Genomic DNA, 17,051 nt, shown 5'->3' with positions numbered 1-17,051 from the left:
GTTTCAGACGCGCAGAGCGTAGTGGATTCGATCATCGTCCGGCGGGACTTTCCCGGTAGGTACTCTTTCCCGATGCGCGCGCCGACCGGCGGCTCCCCCGGCTCCCGGCGCGAGGGGAGATCCCGCGGTGCCGTGTCGATACGGTGGCGGTGCTGTGGCGATGCCGCGGCGGTGCCGTGGCGGCGGTCGCGGGGTCGTCCTGACGCCGTAACCGGGTTCCGGAGGTCTCCCCCGCCCCCCGCTCGGTGCGCACGTCGCGGCGGACTCTACGATCCTCGGGTGACCACCTTCACCCGCGGATTCCACGGCAGACGCAGGGGCGAGGACGACCGGCTCCCGCCCGGCCAGTACCTCGCCGAGGACTTCCCCGTGCTGTCGGCCGGGCCCACGCCGCACGTGCCGCTCGACCGGTGGGAGTTCACGATCGACACCGAGGCGGGGCAGACGCACCGGTGGACGTGGCAGGAGCTGACGGCGCTGCCGTACGAGGAGCCGGTCGTCGACATCCACTGCGTGACCAGCTGGTCCAAGCTCGGCACCACCTGGCGGGGAGTCTCCCTCGACGTGCTCTTCGAGGACGTCGAGTCGACGGCGGACTACGCGCTGGTCTACTCGTACGGCGGCTACACGACGAACCTGCCGCTCGACGACCTGATGGACGGCAAGGCGTGGATCGCCTACCGCTACGACGGCGAGGATCTGACGCCGAGCCACGGCGGACCGGCCAGGCTGCTCGTGCCGCATCTGTACTTCTGGAAGTCGGCCAAGTGGGTGCACGGCATCCGGCTGCTGACCGAGGACTGGCCGGGTTTCTGGGAGACCGCGGGCTACCACAACTACGGCGACCCGTGGCGCGAGCAGCGCTACGCCGATGACTAGGTGGCGCGTCGCGCGCCTGACCAAGGTGCGCGACGAGAACGGCACCGCCCGCACGCTGGTCTTCGACGTGCCCGACTGGCCCGGCCATCTGGCCGGTCAGCACGTCGACGTCAAGCTCACCGCCGGGGACGGCTACTCCGCCCGCCGCAGCTACTCCCTCGCCGGACCCGAGGGCGTGGAGCTGACCGTGCAGCGGGTGCCCGACGGCGAGGTCTCGCCGTATCTCACCCTGGACATGGAGCCCGGCGACGAGCTGGAGCTGCGCGGCCCGGTGGGCGGCTGGTTCGTCTGGCGTCCGGACGGACCCGCGCCGGTGCTGCTGGTCGCGGGAGGCGCGGGCATCGTGCCGCTGATGGCCATGATCAGGGCCCGCCGCGCCGCGGGTGCGGACACGCCGTTCCGGCTGGTCTACGCCGTGCGCTCGCCCGAACAGCTCTGCTACACCGACGAGCTGCTGCGGCCCGATCCCGGCGTGTCGGTCTCGCTCGCCTACACGCGCCGGGCCCCCGAGGGGCATTCGAGGCCGCCCGGCCGCCTCACCGCCGCCGATCTCGGCCCGTACGGCGAGGCCGACTGCTACGTGTGCGGCCCCACCGGCTTCGTGGAGTCCGCGGCGGCGCTCCTGGTGGGGCTCGGTCACGACCCCGCGCGCATCAGAACCGAACGCTTCGGCCCCACGGGAGACTGACATGCAGGCCGACCACCTCGACGGGAACGCACTGGCCGGTCCGCTGGCCGAGATCTTCGCGGCGGACGTCTCCGCCGCCGTCAGCCGCTGCGCCGCCTGCGGCCAGACCGGCCCGGTGGCCTCGCTGCGCGTGTACGACCGGGCCCCCGGTCTCGTGGCCCGCTGCCCCGGATGCGAAGAGGTCGTGCTGCGCCTGGTCCGGAGCCCGGACTCGGCCTGGCTCGACCTGCGCGGCGCCGTCACCCTGCGCATCCCGCTGCGCGACGGGACAGGGCCCGGCGGTCAGCGGTAGGCGTAGCAGTAGTTCGACTTGCCCTTGAACCGGTGGAAGGCCTTCGGGTCGTGATAGCGCCAGCGGCAGCCCGCGTCGCGCCGGCTCTGGGTGAGGTACATGGTGTCGCCCTTCCGCTTGATGCAGTACGCGCCGGGCGTGGGCGTCTCTCGATACTCGACCCACTCCCAGCCGAGGCTCACGCAGTAGTCGGTGAAGCGTCCCGGTCCCAGCTCCACGACCCGCTTGGCCGGCGTGGGCGAGGGCTTCGCGGGCTTCGCCGCCGGAGAATCGGCGGGGACCGGCGCGGTCGTCTTCGAGCGGCGGACGGTCGGCCGTGCGGTGACCGTCCGGGTCGGGACCGGCCCCGTGGTGTCGGACCCGGTGGTGTCGGACCCGGTGGTGTCCGGCCCGGCCGTGGACCGGCGCACCCGCGGCCGGTGTGAGGAGCCGGGCGACGCGGAGGGCGAGGCGGCGGAGGGCGAAGGGGCCCCGGACGGGGACGAGCCGCCACCACCGGTGTCCACCGAGGTGGCCGGGGCCGTGGCGACCGCCGCCGCCCGCTCCGTCGCCGCGGACCCGGCCCCCGTGAACGGCAGGTGCACAGACGGCAGCAGCGCGACGACGGCGGCCACCGTGGCTGCCGCCGCCACGACGACGGCGGCGACGACGGCCCGGACCCGCCTGCGCCGCCCACCTCCCGGCACGGTGACCGGCCCGACGACCGGCTCGATGCCCGGGTCGATGCCCGGCCCGGACGACGGGTCGGTGCCGGGCGGGGGCGTTTCCGGGGCCGGCGGCTCTGAGGAGGCGGGTCCGGCCGGCACACCGGATGAGACGAGTACGGCCGGCGTGACCGGCACGCCGGGCGCGGCGGATTCCGGCGGCGTGGCCTGCATGACCGGCGGCATGACCGGCGCGGCTTGCGCGGCTTGCGCGTCGTGGCGCGGGCGGACGAGGCGGTCGACGATCTCCCGCGCGGTCGGCCGCCGCCGGGGGTCCTTGGCGAGGCAGACCGCGAGCAGGTCGCGCAGCGGCGCCTCGATCCCCTCCAGGTCGGGCTCCTGGTTGAGGATCCTGTTGATGATGGCGGGGATGGCGTCGGCGCCGAACGGCGGGCGGCCCGTGGCGGCGAACGCGATCGTGGACGCCCAGGCGAACACGTCGAGGGCGAAGCCGAGCTCGCCGGCCGCGAGCTGCTCGGGCGCCATGTAGGCGGGCGTGCCGACGATCTGGCTGGTCATCGTGCTCGTGGTGGCGAGGGCGCGGGCGATCCCGAAGTCGATGACGCGTGGCCCGTCCGGTCCGATCAGCACGTTCTGCGGCTTGAAGTCCCGGTGGAGGACCCCGGCGTCATGCAGGGCGACCAGAGCGGTGGCCGTGCCGATGGCGAGCCGTTCGAGCGCGCCGCCCGACAACGGCCCCCGCCCGGCCACCACCTGGTTCAGCGGAGGTCCCTCGACGTACTCGCTCACGATGTACGGCCGGCCGCCGTCCATGCCGGATTCCAGCACCTGGGCCGTGCAGAACCGGGCGACCCTGCGGGCGAGCTCCGCCTCGCGGGTGAAGTCGGCGCGGGCCGCGGCGTCCTGGCCGAGCCGCGTGTGGAAGAGCTTGACCGCGACGACATCGCCGGACTCAGCCTCGCCGAGGTAGACGACGCCCTGCCCTCCCTCGCCGATCCTGCCGGTGATGCGGTAGGAGCCCAGGCCTGCGGGATCGCCCGGCTCCAGCGGCTGCGGCATGACTCTCCGGTGGGTCGGTGGCACGTTCGGAAACCCCAGTATCCCGCCGAAGATCGGCGACAGGACCGAATTCGGTGGAAAGGACCCGATGAGCAGGCCCGCCGAACCGACTCCCCGCACGCGGACGGGCACCCCCGCACGTGGCGGGGGTGCCCGTGGCGCTCCTCCTGGTCAGGAGCGCGTCATCGCGGTTCCACCGGTCAGGAGGCGCTGCACGTCGGCGTCGACGTCTCGGCGCTGCCGTTGGCCAGGAAACCGAAGGTGGTGGTGCCGTTGGCGGACAACGTGCCGTTCCACGACTCGTTGCGCACCGAGACCGAGGCGCCGGAGCCGGACTTGAGGCCGCCCCACACCTGGGTGATGGACGGGGAACCGGACCAGCTCCAGTTCACGGTCCAGCCGTTGACCGCCGAGTTGCCGGCGGTGACCGTGACCTCGGACTGGAAGCCGCCGGGCCAGGAGTTCACCGTACGCATCGTCGCGCTGCATCCACCCGGCTGGGGTGAGGTGCCGGGCGACGGGCTGACCGGCGGACTCGGGCTCGGACTCGGGCTCGGGCTCACCGGCGGGGTCGGGCTGGGGCTCGGGCTGACCGGGGGAGTGGGGCTGGGCGAGGTGTCGGGAACGGCGGCGTTGAGGGCGTTGAGGACCGAGGTGTAGGCGGCCTTCTTGTTGCCGTTGCCGTCGAACAGCAGCGGGGTCTGGCTGGAGCGCCAGGAGTCGCTGTCGCGCACGCCCCACACGGTGATGCCGACGCAGCGGGCGACCGCGAGGCAGTCGTTGACGATGTTGGCGTAGGTGGTGGACGAGGCGCCCTCGACGTCGAGCTCGGTGATCGCCACGTCGACGCCCAGCGCGGCGAAGCTCTGCAGCGTGGTGCGGTAGTTGCTGTTGTAGGCGCTGCCGCTGTTGAAGTGGCCCTGCAGGCCGACGCAGTCGATCGGCACGCCGCGGGACTTGAAGTCCTTGACCATGTTGTAGACGCCCTGGGTCTTGGCCCAGGTCCAGTTGTCGATGTTGTAGTCGTTGTAGCAGAGCTTGGCGGCCGGGTCGGCGGCCCGCGCGGTGCGGAAGGCGACCTCGATCCAGTCGTTGCCGGTGCGCTGCAGGTTGGAGTCGCGCCGCCCGCCGTTGCCGTCGTCGAAGGCCTCGTTGACCACGTCCCAGTAGGGGATCTTGCCCTTGTAATGGGCCATGACGCCGTTGATGTGGTTGATCATCGCCTGGCGCAGCGCGCTGCCGCTGAGGGACTGCATCCAGCCCGGCTGCTGGGAGTGCCAGGCCAGCGTGTGCCCGCGCACCTGCTTGCCGTTCTGCACCGCCCAGTTGTAGATCCGGTCGGCGTTGTTGAAGTTGAACTGGCCCTGGTTCGGCTCAGTCGCGTCGATCTTCATCTCGTTCTCGGCCGTGACCATGTTGAACTCACGATTCGCGATCGTCGTGTAGTTCGAGTCACCCAGCCTGCTCGAGCTGATCGCCGTACCGAAATACCGGCCGCTGCGGGCCGCGGCCGCACCGAGGGTCGTGGCCGGCGGGCCACCGCTCGGGCCGGACGACGGGCTCGGCGACGGGCTCGGCGACGGGCTCGGGGACGGGCTCGGGGACGGGCTCGGGGACGGGCTGCTCGGCGGCGAGGGCGAGGGTGTGGGCGACGGAGAGGGCGACGGCGACGGAGAGCTCGTGGTGGTGAGGCCGAGGAAGTTGATCGCATAGGAGATCATGCCGTTGAGGGGCAGCGAGTGCCCCTGACCGGAGACGCTGATGCCCTCGACCGGCGGCTGGGTGCCGGTGGCGCCGTACCGGGTGCGGGTCCACCCCGACGAGGGGCTGTCGGTGGACGCGGGCGTCTGGCTGACGCCGTTGAGGTTGGTCCACTGCTTGATCTCTTCGCCGAAGTTCGGGTAGGCGAGCGTGGTGTCGTTGGTGCCGTGCCACAGCTGCATGCGCGGATAGGAGCCGCTGTAGCCGGAGTACATCGAACGGGCCAGGTCACCCCACTGCTGGGCGGACTTGATGCTCTGCCCGCCGGAGCACTGGCTGTTCCAGGTGGAGCCGTCGGTGGTGGCGAAGCAGCCCGCCGGGACGCCCATGAAGGCCGAGCCCGCCGTGAAGACGTCCGGATACTCGGCCGCCAGCACGTTGGTCATCATCGCGCCGGAGGAGACGCCGCTGACGTAGACGCGGCCGGGGTCCACGTTGTAGCGCGACTTGGCGTAGTCGACCATCGACATGATGCCGACCGGGTCGCTGCCGCCGCCCCGCCGCAACGCCTGGGGCGAGTACACGTCGAAGCACTGGCCGCTGCGGGTGGCCTCGGGGAACACGATGATGTACCCGTACTGGTCGGCCGCGGTCACGTAGTCGCGGAAGTATCCGCTGTACAGCGCCGACGCGGTGCCCGTGCAGTAGTGGACCGCGACCAGCAGCGCGGGCCGGGCGGCCACCCGGTCCGGCACGTAGATGTACATGTTCAGGTTGCTCGGGTTGTTGCCGAAGCTGGTCACCCGGGTCAGCGAGGCCGCGGCGGCCGGTTGGGTGACCAGCAACGTGGTCGCCGCGACCACGGGCATCAGCACGGCGGCCAGTAAGGCCACGATGCGTCGTCTCACGTGAGCTGTCCTTCCTCCGGTTGCGCCGATCGGGACGTGTGGCCATGGCGCCCGGGACGGGCTCCCGTACTGCTCGCAGCTCGCGGATGCCACACCCTCACCGGATCCGGCGACGTGAATGTTTCCGAAGCGTGCCTAAAACTTTCTGGCGACTCAAGCCGCAGATCACCGCGAATCTTGCGCCGACGAAGAGGAGGACGTCAGCGGCACCCCGGCACGCTCGACGGGTGGTGACTCTTGGAAAGTTTCATGAGAACGCCGAAAAGTTGTCAGATCGTGGGAGCGGCGTGCCGAGGGAGCGTCACCGCGCCGTGAGAACACCCGGCGGGCGGGCATGGTCTACCGCGTCAGCCGGCGCGACGACGGGAGCCTGCAGATGCTGGAGGTCATCGGCGCGGGACTTCCGCGCACGGGAACGACGTCGACGAAGGCGGCACTGGAACGGCTCGGCTTCGGACCGTGCTACCACACCTTCGAGGTCCTGCTCCGCCCGGAGCTCGCCGAACGGTGGCTGCCCGTCTGCTCGGGCGGGCCGGGTGACTGGGAACGCGTCTTCGAGGGCTTCCGGTCCTGCGTGGACTGGCCCGCCAGTTTCTTCTGGCGGGAGCTGGCGCGGGCCTATCCGGACGCCAAGGTCGTCCTCACGGTCCGCGACCCGCGCAGCTGGTACGCCAGCTTCCGCGCGCTGGTCTCGCTCAGCCCGCGCGAGCCGATGCGCGAGGACGAGGCGCCCGAGGCCATCCGTCCCGTCGTCGCCGCGATGACGAGCCTCCGGCCGCTCTTCGAGCGGATCAGCGAGTCGGTCTTCGGCGAGGACTGGCGGCCCGGTCACAGTCCGGACGAGGAGCGGGCCGTCGCGGCCTACCACCGGCATGTCGCCGCGGTGCTGGCCGCCCTTCCCGCCGAGCGGCTCCTGGTCTTCGACGTGCGCGAGGGATGGGGACCGCTGTGCGCCTTCCTCGGGGTCTCCGCTCCCCCGGACGCCCCGTTCCCGCGCCTCAACGACGCCGCGTCCATCCGCAGGACGTTCGAGCTCATGCGCACCGAGGGCCGCGTCCACGTGCCCTTCCCGCCCAGAGGTTGACGGCGGGCCGGCGCGCGTCCTGCGCGATCGACTCGAACAGCCGGGCCGGCGAGGGCGGACCGGCGACCACGAGGGTGCGGCCCGGCCTCGCGGCGCCCTCTCCGTTCGCGCACGTACCCGTTCGCGCACGTACCCGGGCACCGCCAGGACCACTCGCCGCCGCCCCGTTTACGATCAAGGGCGTGGTCTACTCCCCCGTCAACCCCCTCGTCATGAAGTGAGTCACTCATGCCAGCAGTAGGCAACGTCCTCATCGTCGGCGGCGGCACCACCGGGTCGGCCCTGGCGATCCCGCTCGCCCGCGCCGGCGTCACCGTGGACATCGCGGAGATCCGGCCGGGGACCAGTGCACTCGGCTCGGGCATCACCCTGCAGGGCAACGCGCTGCGGGTGCTGCGCGACCTCGGACTGTGGGACCGGGTCGCCGCCGCGGGCTTCCCGTTCGACTCGCTGGGGCTACGCGCCCCGGACGGCACGCTGCTCACGGAGATCCCCGACGCCCGCACCGGCGGCCCCGCCCTGCCGGCCACCCTCGGCATGAACCGCCCCGAACTGGCCGCCATCCTCGCCGACGCCGTACGCGAGGCCGGGGCGCGGACCAGGTTCGGGGTGACGGCCGAGGCGCTGACCGACACCGGCGACCAGGTGGAGGTGCGGCTGTCCGACGGCACCAGCGGCACCTACGACCTGGTGGTGGGCGCCGACGGCATCCGCTCGGCGGTGCGCGCTCTGATCGGGATCGACGTCGCCCCGCGGCCGACCGGCATGGGCATCTGGCGCGTGCACACCCGCCGCCCCGCCGGGGTCGAGCGCACCGACCTCGTCTACGGCGGCCCCTGTTTCATCGCCGGATACTGCCCCACCGGCCCGGACACGATGTACGCCTACCTGGCGGACAAGGCCAGGCCCCGGGAGGCGATCGGGGACAAGGTCGCGCAGATGCGGGCCCTCGCCGAGGGATACGGCGGCGCCTGGGACGAGATCCGCGAGGACATCACCGACCCCGACCGCATCAACTACACGTGGTTCGAGTCGCTGCTGGTGGACCGGCCGTGGAACCGCGGCCGTGTCGTGCTCGCCGGCGACGCCGCGCACGCCTGCCCGCCGACCCTCGCCCAGGGCGCGGCCCAGTGCCTGGAGGACGCCGCCGTCCTGGCCGAGCTGCTGCTCGCCGCCGACCGGCTCGACCAGTCGCTGTTCGACGCGTACATGGACCGCCGTCACGAACGGGCGAAGGCGGTGGTCGAGGCGTCCCTGCAGCTCGCCGACTGGCAGCTGAATCCGACGCCGGACGCCGACGTGCCCGGCCTCGCCGGCCGGATCAGCGCGCTCATGGCGGAGCGGCCGTAATCACGCTCGACGGCCGCCTCGGGGGTCAGCGGACGCGGCCCACCCCGCCGAGCGCGCCGGCCTTGCCGTTCCGTACGAAGGGGAAGTCGGTGTCGGGCCGCCACTCGTGCAGCGGCACCACTCCCGGCTCGACCAGGTCGAGGCCGTCGAAGAACGCGAGGACCTGGTCGTAGGAGCGGGAGGTGGTGCCGGGGACGGAAGTGCGGCTGAAGACCTTGCGGCCCTGCTCCTCCTGGTCATCGCTCAGGTCGCCGAGGGAGCCGTGCGACACGACCAGATAGCCGCCCGGCACGAGGGGCTTCCGGAGCGTCGAGACGATCTCCACGGCCTCGTCGTCGTCCGGGACGAAGTGCAGCACGCCGAGCAGGAGGAGGGCGAGCGGCTGGGAGAAGTCGATGTGCTCCCGGACCTCCGGATGCTCCAGCAGCGCCTCGGGGTCGCGCATGTCCGCCCCGACCGCGCGCACCCGCTCGTTCTCGGCGAGGATGGCCCGCGCGTGGACGAGGACGATGGGGTCGTTGTCCACGTAGACGACCCGGGACTCCGGAGCCAGCTCCTGGGCGACCTGATGGACGTTGCGCTGCGTCGGAAGCCCGGCGCCGACGTCGAGGAACTGGCGGATGCCCTGCCGCGTGAGGTGGGTGACGGTTCGGATGAGGAACTCGCGGTTCTCCCGGGCGATGTCGGGAAGGTTGGGCAGGATCTCGATGATCTTCTTCGCGGCCTCACGATCCGCCGCGAAGTTGTCCTTGCCACCCAGGTAGTAGTCGTACATCCGGGCGACGCTCGGTGTAAACGGGTCGACACCCCCCGGCACCTTGTGCTCGTCCACAACACTCTCCTCGTCGTACACCAAGGATGGTACGGCCCTTGATCGCGATAAGGAGGACGCGTCATCAATTTGTCATCAACCATCGGAAATCGGCACGAAGAGGGGTCATGTAGGCGAATTCCCGTTATCCACCAGATTGGACCGCTCCCCGACGTGCCGAAAGGGGAATCTTCCCACTTACGGATAGGACATTACTGGTCTCGGCGCACGTCTCCCACTCTTGACAGTGCCCGCCGCCCCAACCTACGGTCACGGGAGATCACCGTCATTGCCGGCAGCCGGAAATGTTAGCGCTAACAGGTCGAGGAGCCCCCCTGATGAGAGCGGTCCCCCCGCCGCAGCTCACCCTGCCCCTCCGCGGGAACGTTTCACACCGCCCCGCCCGCACCAATACGGCCCCCTTCATGCGCGACCGCCTCATGACCGCCTTACCTGCGCACCTGAGGTGAACGCCCGCCTCTCCACGCCGCGCTACCGGTAGGACATCGCCTTCACGCGAACCCGCAGGCTCCACCCCTTCCAGCGGGACCGCCACGCCGACCTGACCCAGGACGAGCTCCACCTTCGCGAGCCGACGGTTCGCTCGCGTCCCCGTCGACCGCTCACTCAGATCCCACCCCCCTCACGTCAGGCATGTCCTGACAATCGTTCTGCAGAGGAGTTTCGCGTGCCCGAAAATCGCCGATCCACGGCGATCCCCCGACGGTTCCGGAGGATCTCGCTCGCGACGGCCGCCGCGCTCGTGTGCGGCGGTCTCGTGTCCTACGGCGGTGTGGCGAGCGCCGCCGGCTGGTCGCCGGCGCCGTCGTACACCTCGACCGACAAGGGCGACGGCACCTACACCGTGCCGATCACCAACGCCGACGTGCCCGACATCAGCGTTGAACGCGTTCCGGCCGCGGAGAGCAAGGAGCACCGGGACGTCTACTACATGATCAGCACGACGATGCACCTGAGCCCGGGTGCGCCGATCATGAAGTCGTACGACCTGGTGAACTGGGAGATCGTCAACTACGTGTTCGACCGGGCCGACATCGGCGACGCGTTCTCCCTGCGCAACGGGCAGAACTCCTACGGCCAGGGCCAGTGGGCGTCGTCGCTGCGCTACCACGACGGCAAGTTCTACGTCGTCTTCAACACCAACAACCTCGGCGGCGCGTACCTCTACAGCACCGACGACGTCGAGAACGGGAAGTGGACGCGCACGCCGCTTGGCCGCGGCCTGCACGACCCGTCGCTGTTCTTCGACGACGACGGCACGGCCTACATCTTCTACGGCTCGGGCAATACGAGCGCCGTGCGCCTCAAGTCCGACATGTCGGGCATCGACAAGGATTTCCCGAGCATCTTCACCGCGGGCGACTACGCCGGCAAGCCGTTCATCGGCGGCCTGTTCGAGGGCGCCCAGGTCTTCCACATCAACGGCTACTACTACGTGGTCATCATCACCTGGCCGTCCGGGCAGGGACGCCAGGTCGCCATGTTCCGGTCCAAGGACCTGCTCGGGCGCTACACCTCGGCCGACGGCACCAATACCTACGAGGCGCGCGGGGTTCTCAACTCCAACGGCTTCGCCCAGGGCAGCCTCGTGCCGATCGCGGGCGAGAACGGCGGCACCGACTGGTACGGCATGTTCTTCCGCGACAACTTCCCGATCGGGCGCACCCCCGCGCTCATCCCCGCGACGTGGCAGGACGGCTGGCCGACCTTCGGCACCAACGGAGTCGTGCCGGTGGGCGGCGCGTTCGCCAAACCGATCACGCTGAGCCCGGAGGAGGAGAGGTTCGAGCAGCAGAAGAGCATCGTCGCCTCCGACGACTTCGCCAACGACGCTCCGCACAGGCCGTACATGGACGAGCAGTGGACGATCCCTGACCCGCCCGAGTACGACGACTCGCTCATCGGCGTCGAACTCCTGCAGAACCCCGGGTTCGAGGCCGACGCGGTCTCGCCATGGGGCACGCAGTACGGCGCGACGATCAGCCGTGACACGACCGGCCCCGCCGCGGGCTCGGCGGCGCTGAAGGTGAGCACCCGCACGCTCAACGGCTCCGGGCCGAACCAGTTCCTCAACGGCAAGGTGCAGCGCGGTGTGACCTACACCGTGTCGGCGAAGATCAAGTACACCTCGGGCCCGAGCAGCATCCGGTTCAACCTGGTGGCCGACTGGGGCGCGGGCGTCCAGACGATGGCGTCCGGGAACGTTCCCTCCGGGCAGTGGACGACCGTGACGGGCCAGTACACCGTCCCCTCGACGGCGAACGTGGACAACTTCAAGTTCGCGGTCGAGACTCCGTGGGCCAACCCGCAGCCGGCGTCGTCGAGCGTGGACTACCTCGTCGACGATGTCTCGGTCGTCGGTCAGCCGGTGACGATCGAGGCCCCCTCCAAGGAGGAGATCGCCCCCAACGGGTCGCGGCTCGACCCGGTGTGGGAGTGGAACCACGCCCCGGACAACCGCTACTGGTCGCTCACCGACCGGGACGGATGGCTGCGGCTGACGACCGGCAAGGTGGTCACCGGCAAGTACGTCTACGGCAAGCTCTCCGGCAAGGACGAGCTGACCTGGTTCGAGGAGGCGCGGAACACGCTGTCGCAGCGCACGTTCGGGCCGCGGCAGTCCGTCGAGACCAGGATGGACATCTCCGGCATGAAGAACGGCGACGTCGCCGGCCTGGCCGCCTACAACCGCGGGTTCTCCTACGTGGCGGTCAAGCGCGTCGACGGCCAGAACACGCTGGGCGTCGTCAACCGGGGACAGCCGTTCGCGGTCGACATCGACCAGGCGGCGATCGAGAACTTCGTGTCGGGCACGACGGTGCCGCTGGGAGACGCGACCCAGGTGTACGTGAAGGCGGACCTCGACTTCAGCTCGCCCGCCGGGCAGCTGTGGACGACGTTCTACTACAGCCTCGACGGGCTGAAGTGGACCCAGCTGGGCAGCCGTGTCGGCCCGCAGACGCTGGACGGCAGCCTCTCGCACTTCATGGGACACCGGGTCGGCCTGTTCGACTACGCGACGAAGGAGAAGGGCGGGCACGTCGACTTCGACTACTACAAGCTCAGCGACACGCTGACGTCGCAGAACAAGGCGCTGGACACGAGCGCCCTCGACGCCGCCATCGCGCAGGCGGGCACGCTCGACGAGCGCGACTACCCCGCGGACGCCTGGGCCGGCATGCGGGCCGCGCTCGACGGCGCGCAGGCGGCACGGGCCGGTGAGTTCGGCACCCAGAACCAGATCGACGCTCCGGAGCGGGCGCTCAGCTACCAGCTGGCCCGGCTCGCCACGCTCAAGACCGCCTCGCCGGAGGTCAAGCTGGCCGTGTCGGCCTCTTCCCGTTGCATCGGCGCCTCGACGTACGTCGCCGTGACTGCCGTGAACAACGGTGAGGTTCCGGCGACGGTGGAGCTGACCACCCCGTTCGGTTCCAAGACCGTGGCCGACGTGGCTCCGGGCAAGCAGGCCTACCAGTCCTTCAACACCCGCGCCGGGCAGATCGACGCCGGCACGGTCACGGTGAAGGCCACTGCCACGATCGACGGCAAGCAGGTCACCTCGACCTACAACGCCGACTACGCCGCGGCCAGCTGCCGCTGAACCGCCCGACCGCGGCCGGCCGCGCTACTGAACGGCCGGCCGCACCGGCGGTGACCACCCGGCGGTGACCACGGTCCTCACGACGAGGACACCGCCGTAGCACAACCCGGGGCCGACCGGCCCGACCAGCCGGCCGGCCCCGCACCCCCATGAACGTGTCGCGCGCACCTGCGCGATTCGCCGGGGCGTGCGGCCGCTCATCCATCGCAGTGAGCCGACCCGCCCCGGGGCGTCCATGTCCCCAGAAAAGTCTGAGGCCAAGGAGGATATTTCGTGTTGAAGCGTGTGCGAAAGACGACCCGGCGACGGGTCGCCGCGATTGCGGTGGCCGGCGCCATGCTGGCCGCGGCGGTCGCCGCGACGACGGGGCCGGTGCAGGCCGCCGCCCCGAACATCATCGTGAACGGCGGGTTCGAGGACGGCCTCACCAGCTGGTTCGTCAACAACGGGAACGCGACCGACGGTGCGACGCTGTCGCCCACGACGGACGCCTACGGCGGGTCGAACGCCGTGCTCGTCACCAACCGCAAGACGACCGGCTCCGGCCCGATGCAGGACCTGTCCGGCAAGGTGCAGGCCGGCAAGACGTACGCGATCACCGCGCGGGTGAAGTACGAGAACCCCAACAGCCCGGCGACCAAGCAGTTCTTCGCCACCATGCACTACGGCGGCGGGACCTACACGAACGTCGGCACGGTGACGGTGGCGCGCGGGCAGTGGGGGCTCATCCAGGGCACCTTCACGATCCCCGCGGGGCAGAGCGTCTCCACCGCGAGGCTCTTCATCGAGACGCCCTGGACGTCGGACCCCGCGTCCGCTCCGGACACGCACCTCATGGACTTCAAGGTCGACGACGTGTCCGTCGCGGAGTTCGTGCCGTCGACGACCATCGAGGCGCTCGGCAAGAACCCCGGCGAGGGCAACCCGCTCATCTCGCACAAGTTCGGGGCCGACGGCAACGCCTTCGTCCACGACGGCCGCGTGTACATCTACATGACCAACGACACGCAGGAGTACAAGCCCGGTCCCACCGGGGTCTCCTCGACCAACACCTACGCCAGCATCAACACGATCACGGTCATCTCGTCCGACGACCTCATGAACTGGGTCGACCACGGCGAGATCCCGGTCGCGGGCTCGAGCGGAGTCGCCCGCTACGCGAGCAACTCGTGGGCCCCCGCCATGGAGAGCAAGGTCGTCGACGGCAAGGAGAAGTTCTTCCTCTACTTCGCCAACAACGGCGGCGGCTCCGGCGTCATCGTCGGTGACTCGCCGGTCGGCCCGTGGCACGACGAGCGCGGCAGCCTGCTCATCACGGGTTCGACTCCGGGGGCCTCCAACGGCAAGAACTGGCTCTTCGACCCCGGTGTGTTCATCGACGACGACGGCCAGGGTTACCTCGTCTTCGGCGGTGGCGGCGACGACGGGACGCGCAGCGCCGAGAACACCAACCACCCGAAGTCCACGCGCGTGATCAAGCTCGGCGACGACATGATCAGCACGAAGGGCTCGGCGGAGGTCATCGACGCACCGCTCGTGTTCGAGGCCGGCCACCTGTTCAAGCGCGACGGCAAGTACTACTACTCGTACTCGTCGAACTTCGGCTTCGGCGGTGCGATCGACCCCAACGGCCCGCCGACCGGGGCGATCGCCTACCTCATGGCCGACAGCCCGATGGGCCCCTGGACCCCCGAAACGTACAAGGGCATCATCTTCAAGAACCCCGGCACCTACTTCGGCGCCGGCGGCAACAACCACCAGTCGGTGTTCCAGCTCGACGGGCAGTACTACTTCACCTACCACGCCCAGACGCTCAACAGCCGCATCACGGGCGGCGCCACCCAGGGCTTCCGCAGCCCGCACCTCGCCAAGCTCGACTTCAACGCCGACGGCACGATCAAGGAGGTGAAGGGCGACTACAAGGGCGTCGAGCAGATCCACAACCTCGCCCCGTACCGCGTCATCGAGGCCGAGACGATCGCCTGGCAGCAGGGCATCGCCACGAAGAAGATCGACGGCGGGTCGGAGGAGTTCGGCGCGCAGGCCCCGAACCTCGTGGTGCACGACATCGACAACGGCGACTGGACGTCGCTGGCGAAGGTCGACTTCGGCGACGACGGCGCCAGTGCCGTCACCGCCAAGGTGCGCCCCCTCGCGACCGGCGGGAAGATCCAGGTTCGTCTCGACGGCCGCACCTCGCCCGTGGTGGCGACCATCCCGGTCGACGCGCCACTCGGCGAGTGGACGAAGCTGACCGCCCAGCTCGACGGCGTCACGGGCGTGCACGACGTGTACTTCACCTACGCCGGCCCCGACGGGGCGGACCTCTTCGAGGTCGACTCCTGGTCGTTCGAGGCCGCGTCCTCGCAGGGGGTCGACCTGGCCGTGACGGCCTCTTCCCGTTGCATCGGCGCCTCGACGTACGTCGCCGTGACTGCCGTGAACAACGGTGGGGTCCCGGCGACGGTGGAGCTGACCACCCCGTTCGGTTCCAAGACCGTGGCCGACGTGGCTCCGGGCAAGCAGGCCTACCAGTCCTTCAACACCCGCGCCGGGCAGATCGACGCCGGCACGGTCACGGTGAAGGCGACCGCCACGATCGACGGCAAGCAGGTCACCTCGACCTACAACGCCGACTACGCCGCGGCCAGCTGCCGCTGAACCGCCTGACCGCGGCCGGCCGCGCTACTGAACGGCCGGCCGCACCGGCGGTGACCATCCGGCGGTGACCACGGTCACCACGGTCCCGGCGACGGGGACACCGCCCAGGAGCGTCAGCCACGACTCAGCACGACACGGGGCCGGCCGGCCGATCAGCCGGCCGGCCCCGCCCCCCATAAATGGAGCGATGATCACGTGAAAATCACCCGGACCACCCAGATACTCGCCGCCTCCGTCCTCGGCCTCGCCCTCGCCGGCGCCGGCCTGGCCGGCCCCGCCGCGGCCGACGACGACCCCACCGGCGGCATCGACGTCTCGGTCAAGATCGAGCCCACCACCACCCCCGGCCAGATCTCCATGACCGTCGCCGACAACGACGGCGTGTCCCTGCAGGAGAACGGCTCCGACGCCACCGCCCGCCAGTTCGTCGGCACCCTCCCCACCGTCACGGTCACCGACACCCGCCGGCCCGAAGACATCCCCACCGGGGAGTTCTGGGCCGTCGTCGGCCAGTCCAGCCAGTTCGTCGCAGCCGACGACCCGGCCAAGACCATCGGCCCGGAGTACCTGGGCTGGAAGCCGCGCCTGCTCAGCCAGTCCACCACCGGCGCGGTCGCGGCCGGTGAGCCGGTCTCCAGCGTCATCGGCGACGGCACCGGAGCCCCCGAGGTCGGCCTGGAGGGCCAGGAACTGCTGGTCTCCACCGCCAACTCCACCGACGAGATCGGCACCTCCCAGGTCAACGCCGACCTCGCCCTGCGCACCTCCACCGACGTCGCCGCCGGTGAATACCACTCCACCCTGACGCTGTCCCTGTTCAACCAGTCCTGAACCACAGGCGCGGCGCCACCGCCCGATGTGGACGTCCGGGACCTGTGCCACCCTGACACACGTCCCGGACACCCACGACAAACCAGGAGACCCCATTGCCGACCAAGAGCCGCCCCCGCACCCCCCGCCGCGCCCCCAGCGCCGCCGCCGGTGCCGGTCAGGCCGCCCGCGCCCCCCGCGCCGATGCCGCCGATCAGGCCGCCCGCGCGACCGCCTTGGTCACCACCACCCCGCCGACCACCACCCCGCTGACCACCACCGCGCTAATCACCAGGGCCGCCGCCGCGATCACCCGCGCCGCCCTGGCCATCCGCGCTGCCCTCACCACCGTGGCCGCCCGCTGGGCCGCCCGCGCCGCCCGCTTGGCCGCTCGTGCTGCCGCCGTGGCCGCCGCCGTGGCCGTCGCCGTGGTGACAGTGGTCGTCTTCACCGCCCCGGCCCACGCCGACACCACCTGGTCGGTCGTCCCCGCCAACGCAGACGGCCCCGACGGCCGCAGC

At 70.6% G+C, this 17,051-nt stretch carries 12 protein-coding genes; 9 read left to right on the top strand and 3 right to left on the bottom strand.

Annotation, left to right across the window (positions count from 1 at the left end):
* Positions 1-279 precede the first annotated feature (279 nt).
* From ACGFIB_RS17420 to ACGFIB_RS17410, 3 genes are read left to right on the top strand one after another with little or no spacing between them, the layout of a single operon-like run.
* The gene (locus ACGFIB_RS17420; RefSeq protein ID WP_142576309.1) at positions 280-879 is read left to right on the top strand and encodes a sulfite oxidase-like oxidoreductase; all 600 of its coding nucleotides are present in this window, start codon (positions 280-282) and stop codon (positions 877-879) included.
* Positions 872-1,567, top strand: a complete 696-nt coding sequence (locus ACGFIB_RS17415; RefSeq protein WP_393372856.1) for a ferredoxin reductase — start codon at positions 872-874, stop codon at positions 1,565-1,567. The genes ACGFIB_RS17420 and ACGFIB_RS17415 overlap by 8 nt, the downstream gene beginning before the upstream one ends.
* A 1-nt stretch (position 1,568) precedes the next feature.
* Complete coding sequence (locus ACGFIB_RS17410; protein WP_357253095.1) at positions 1,569-1,859, top strand: DUF6510 family protein; 291 nt, start codon at positions 1,569-1,571, stop codon at positions 1,857-1,859.
* Here ACGFIB_RS17410 and ACGFIB_RS17405 read toward each other — a convergent pair.
* Both ACGFIB_RS17405 and ACGFIB_RS17400 read right to left on the bottom strand, forming a co-directional pair.
* Complete coding sequence (locus ACGFIB_RS17405; protein WP_393372852.1) at positions 1,850-3,583, bottom strand: protein kinase domain-containing protein; 1,734 nt, start codon at positions 3,581-3,583, stop codon at positions 1,850-1,852. The two genes, ACGFIB_RS17410 and ACGFIB_RS17405, sit on opposite strands and share 10 nt — an antisense overlap.
* A gap of 200 nt (positions 3,584-3,783) precedes the next feature.
* Positions 3,784-6,192 (bottom strand): extracellular catalytic domain type 1 short-chain-length polyhydroxyalkanoate depolymerase, encoded by a 2,409-nt coding sequence (locus ACGFIB_RS17400; RefSeq protein WP_393372849.1) that lies wholly within the window; start codon positions 6,190-6,192, stop codon positions 3,784-3,786.
* 334 nt (positions 6,193-6,526) lie between these two features.
* Between ACGFIB_RS17400 and ACGFIB_RS17395 the strand changes: the two genes are divergently transcribed.
* Together ACGFIB_RS17395 and ACGFIB_RS17390 are read left to right on the top strand one after the other, a co-directional pair.
* Complete coding sequence (locus tag ACGFIB_RS17395; protein WP_393372846.1) at positions 6,527-7,276, top strand: sulfotransferase family protein; 750 nt, start codon at positions 6,527-6,529, stop codon at positions 7,274-7,276.
* A gap of 228 nt (positions 7,277-7,504) precedes the next feature.
* Positions 7,505-8,626, top strand: a complete 1,122-nt coding sequence (locus ACGFIB_RS17390; protein ID WP_357253068.1) for an FAD-dependent monooxygenase — start codon at positions 7,505-7,507, stop codon at positions 8,624-8,626.
* Between the two features lie 25 nt (positions 8,627-8,651).
* Here the strand turns inward: ACGFIB_RS17390 and ACGFIB_RS17385 are convergent, their stop codons facing one another.
* Positions 8,652-9,458: an SAM-dependent methyltransferase gene (locus ACGFIB_RS17385; protein WP_357253069.1), complete on the bottom strand. Its 807-nt coding sequence runs from the start codon at positions 9,456-9,458 to the stop codon at positions 8,652-8,654.
* 667 nt (positions 9,459-10,125) lie between these two features.
* On the opposite strand from ACGFIB_RS17385, the gene ACGFIB_RS17380 reads away from it, so the two are divergent.
* From ACGFIB_RS17380 to ACGFIB_RS17365, 4 genes are all read left to right on the top strand, one after another.
* Positions 10,126-13,059, top strand: coding sequence for a family 43 glycosylhydrolase (locus ACGFIB_RS17380; RefSeq protein ID WP_393372842.1), 2,934 nt, complete (start codon positions 10,126-10,128; stop codon positions 13,057-13,059).
* Positions 13,060-13,344: 285 nt separating this feature from the next.
* Entirely contained in the window at positions 13,345-15,720 is a 2,376-nt protein-coding gene (locus ACGFIB_RS17375; RefSeq protein ID WP_393374108.1) for a family 43 glycosylhydrolase, read from the top strand.
* Positions 15,721-15,915: 195 nt separating this feature from the next.
* Entirely contained in the window at positions 15,916-16,551 is a 636-nt protein-coding gene (locus ACGFIB_RS17370) for a hypothetical protein (RefSeq protein ID WP_393372839.1), read from the top strand.
* A gap of 95 nt (positions 16,552-16,646) precedes the next feature.
* Positions 16,647-17,051: hypothetical protein (locus tag ACGFIB_RS17365; RefSeq protein ID WP_393372836.1), on the top strand; the 405-nt coding region annotated here is incomplete at its 3' end.

It is taken from the genome of Microbispora bryophytorum, assembly GCF_043197435.1.
Lineage (GTDB): Bacteria > Actinomycetota > Actinomycetes > Streptosporangiales > Streptosporangiaceae > Microbispora > Microbispora bryophytorum.
This window is presented reverse-complemented; position numbering and strand designations above follow the sequence as displayed.

What these genes read in the sequence shown, in the direction of transcription:
- ACGFIB_RS17415 (WP_393372856.1), top strand. Translation starts at nt 872, where the DNA reads ATGACTAGGTGGCGCGTCGCGCGCCTGACCAAGGTGCGCGACGAGAAC.
- ACGFIB_RS17410 (WP_357253095.1), top strand. Translation starts at nt 1,569, where the DNA reads ATGCAGGCCGACCACCTCGACGGGAACGCACTGGCCGGTCCGCTGGCC.
- ACGFIB_RS17405 (WP_393372852.1), bottom strand. Translation starts at nt 3,583, where the DNA reads ATGCCGCAGCCGCTGGAGCCGGGCGATCCCGCAGGCCTGGGCTCCTAC.
- ACGFIB_RS17395 (WP_393372846.1), top strand. Translation starts at nt 6,527, where the DNA reads ATGGTCTACCGCGTCAGCCGGCGCGACGACGGGAGCCTGCAGATGCTG.
- ACGFIB_RS17390 (WP_357253068.1), top strand. Translation starts at nt 7,505, where the DNA reads ATGCCAGCAGTAGGCAACGTCCTCATCGTCGGCGGCGGCACCACCGGG.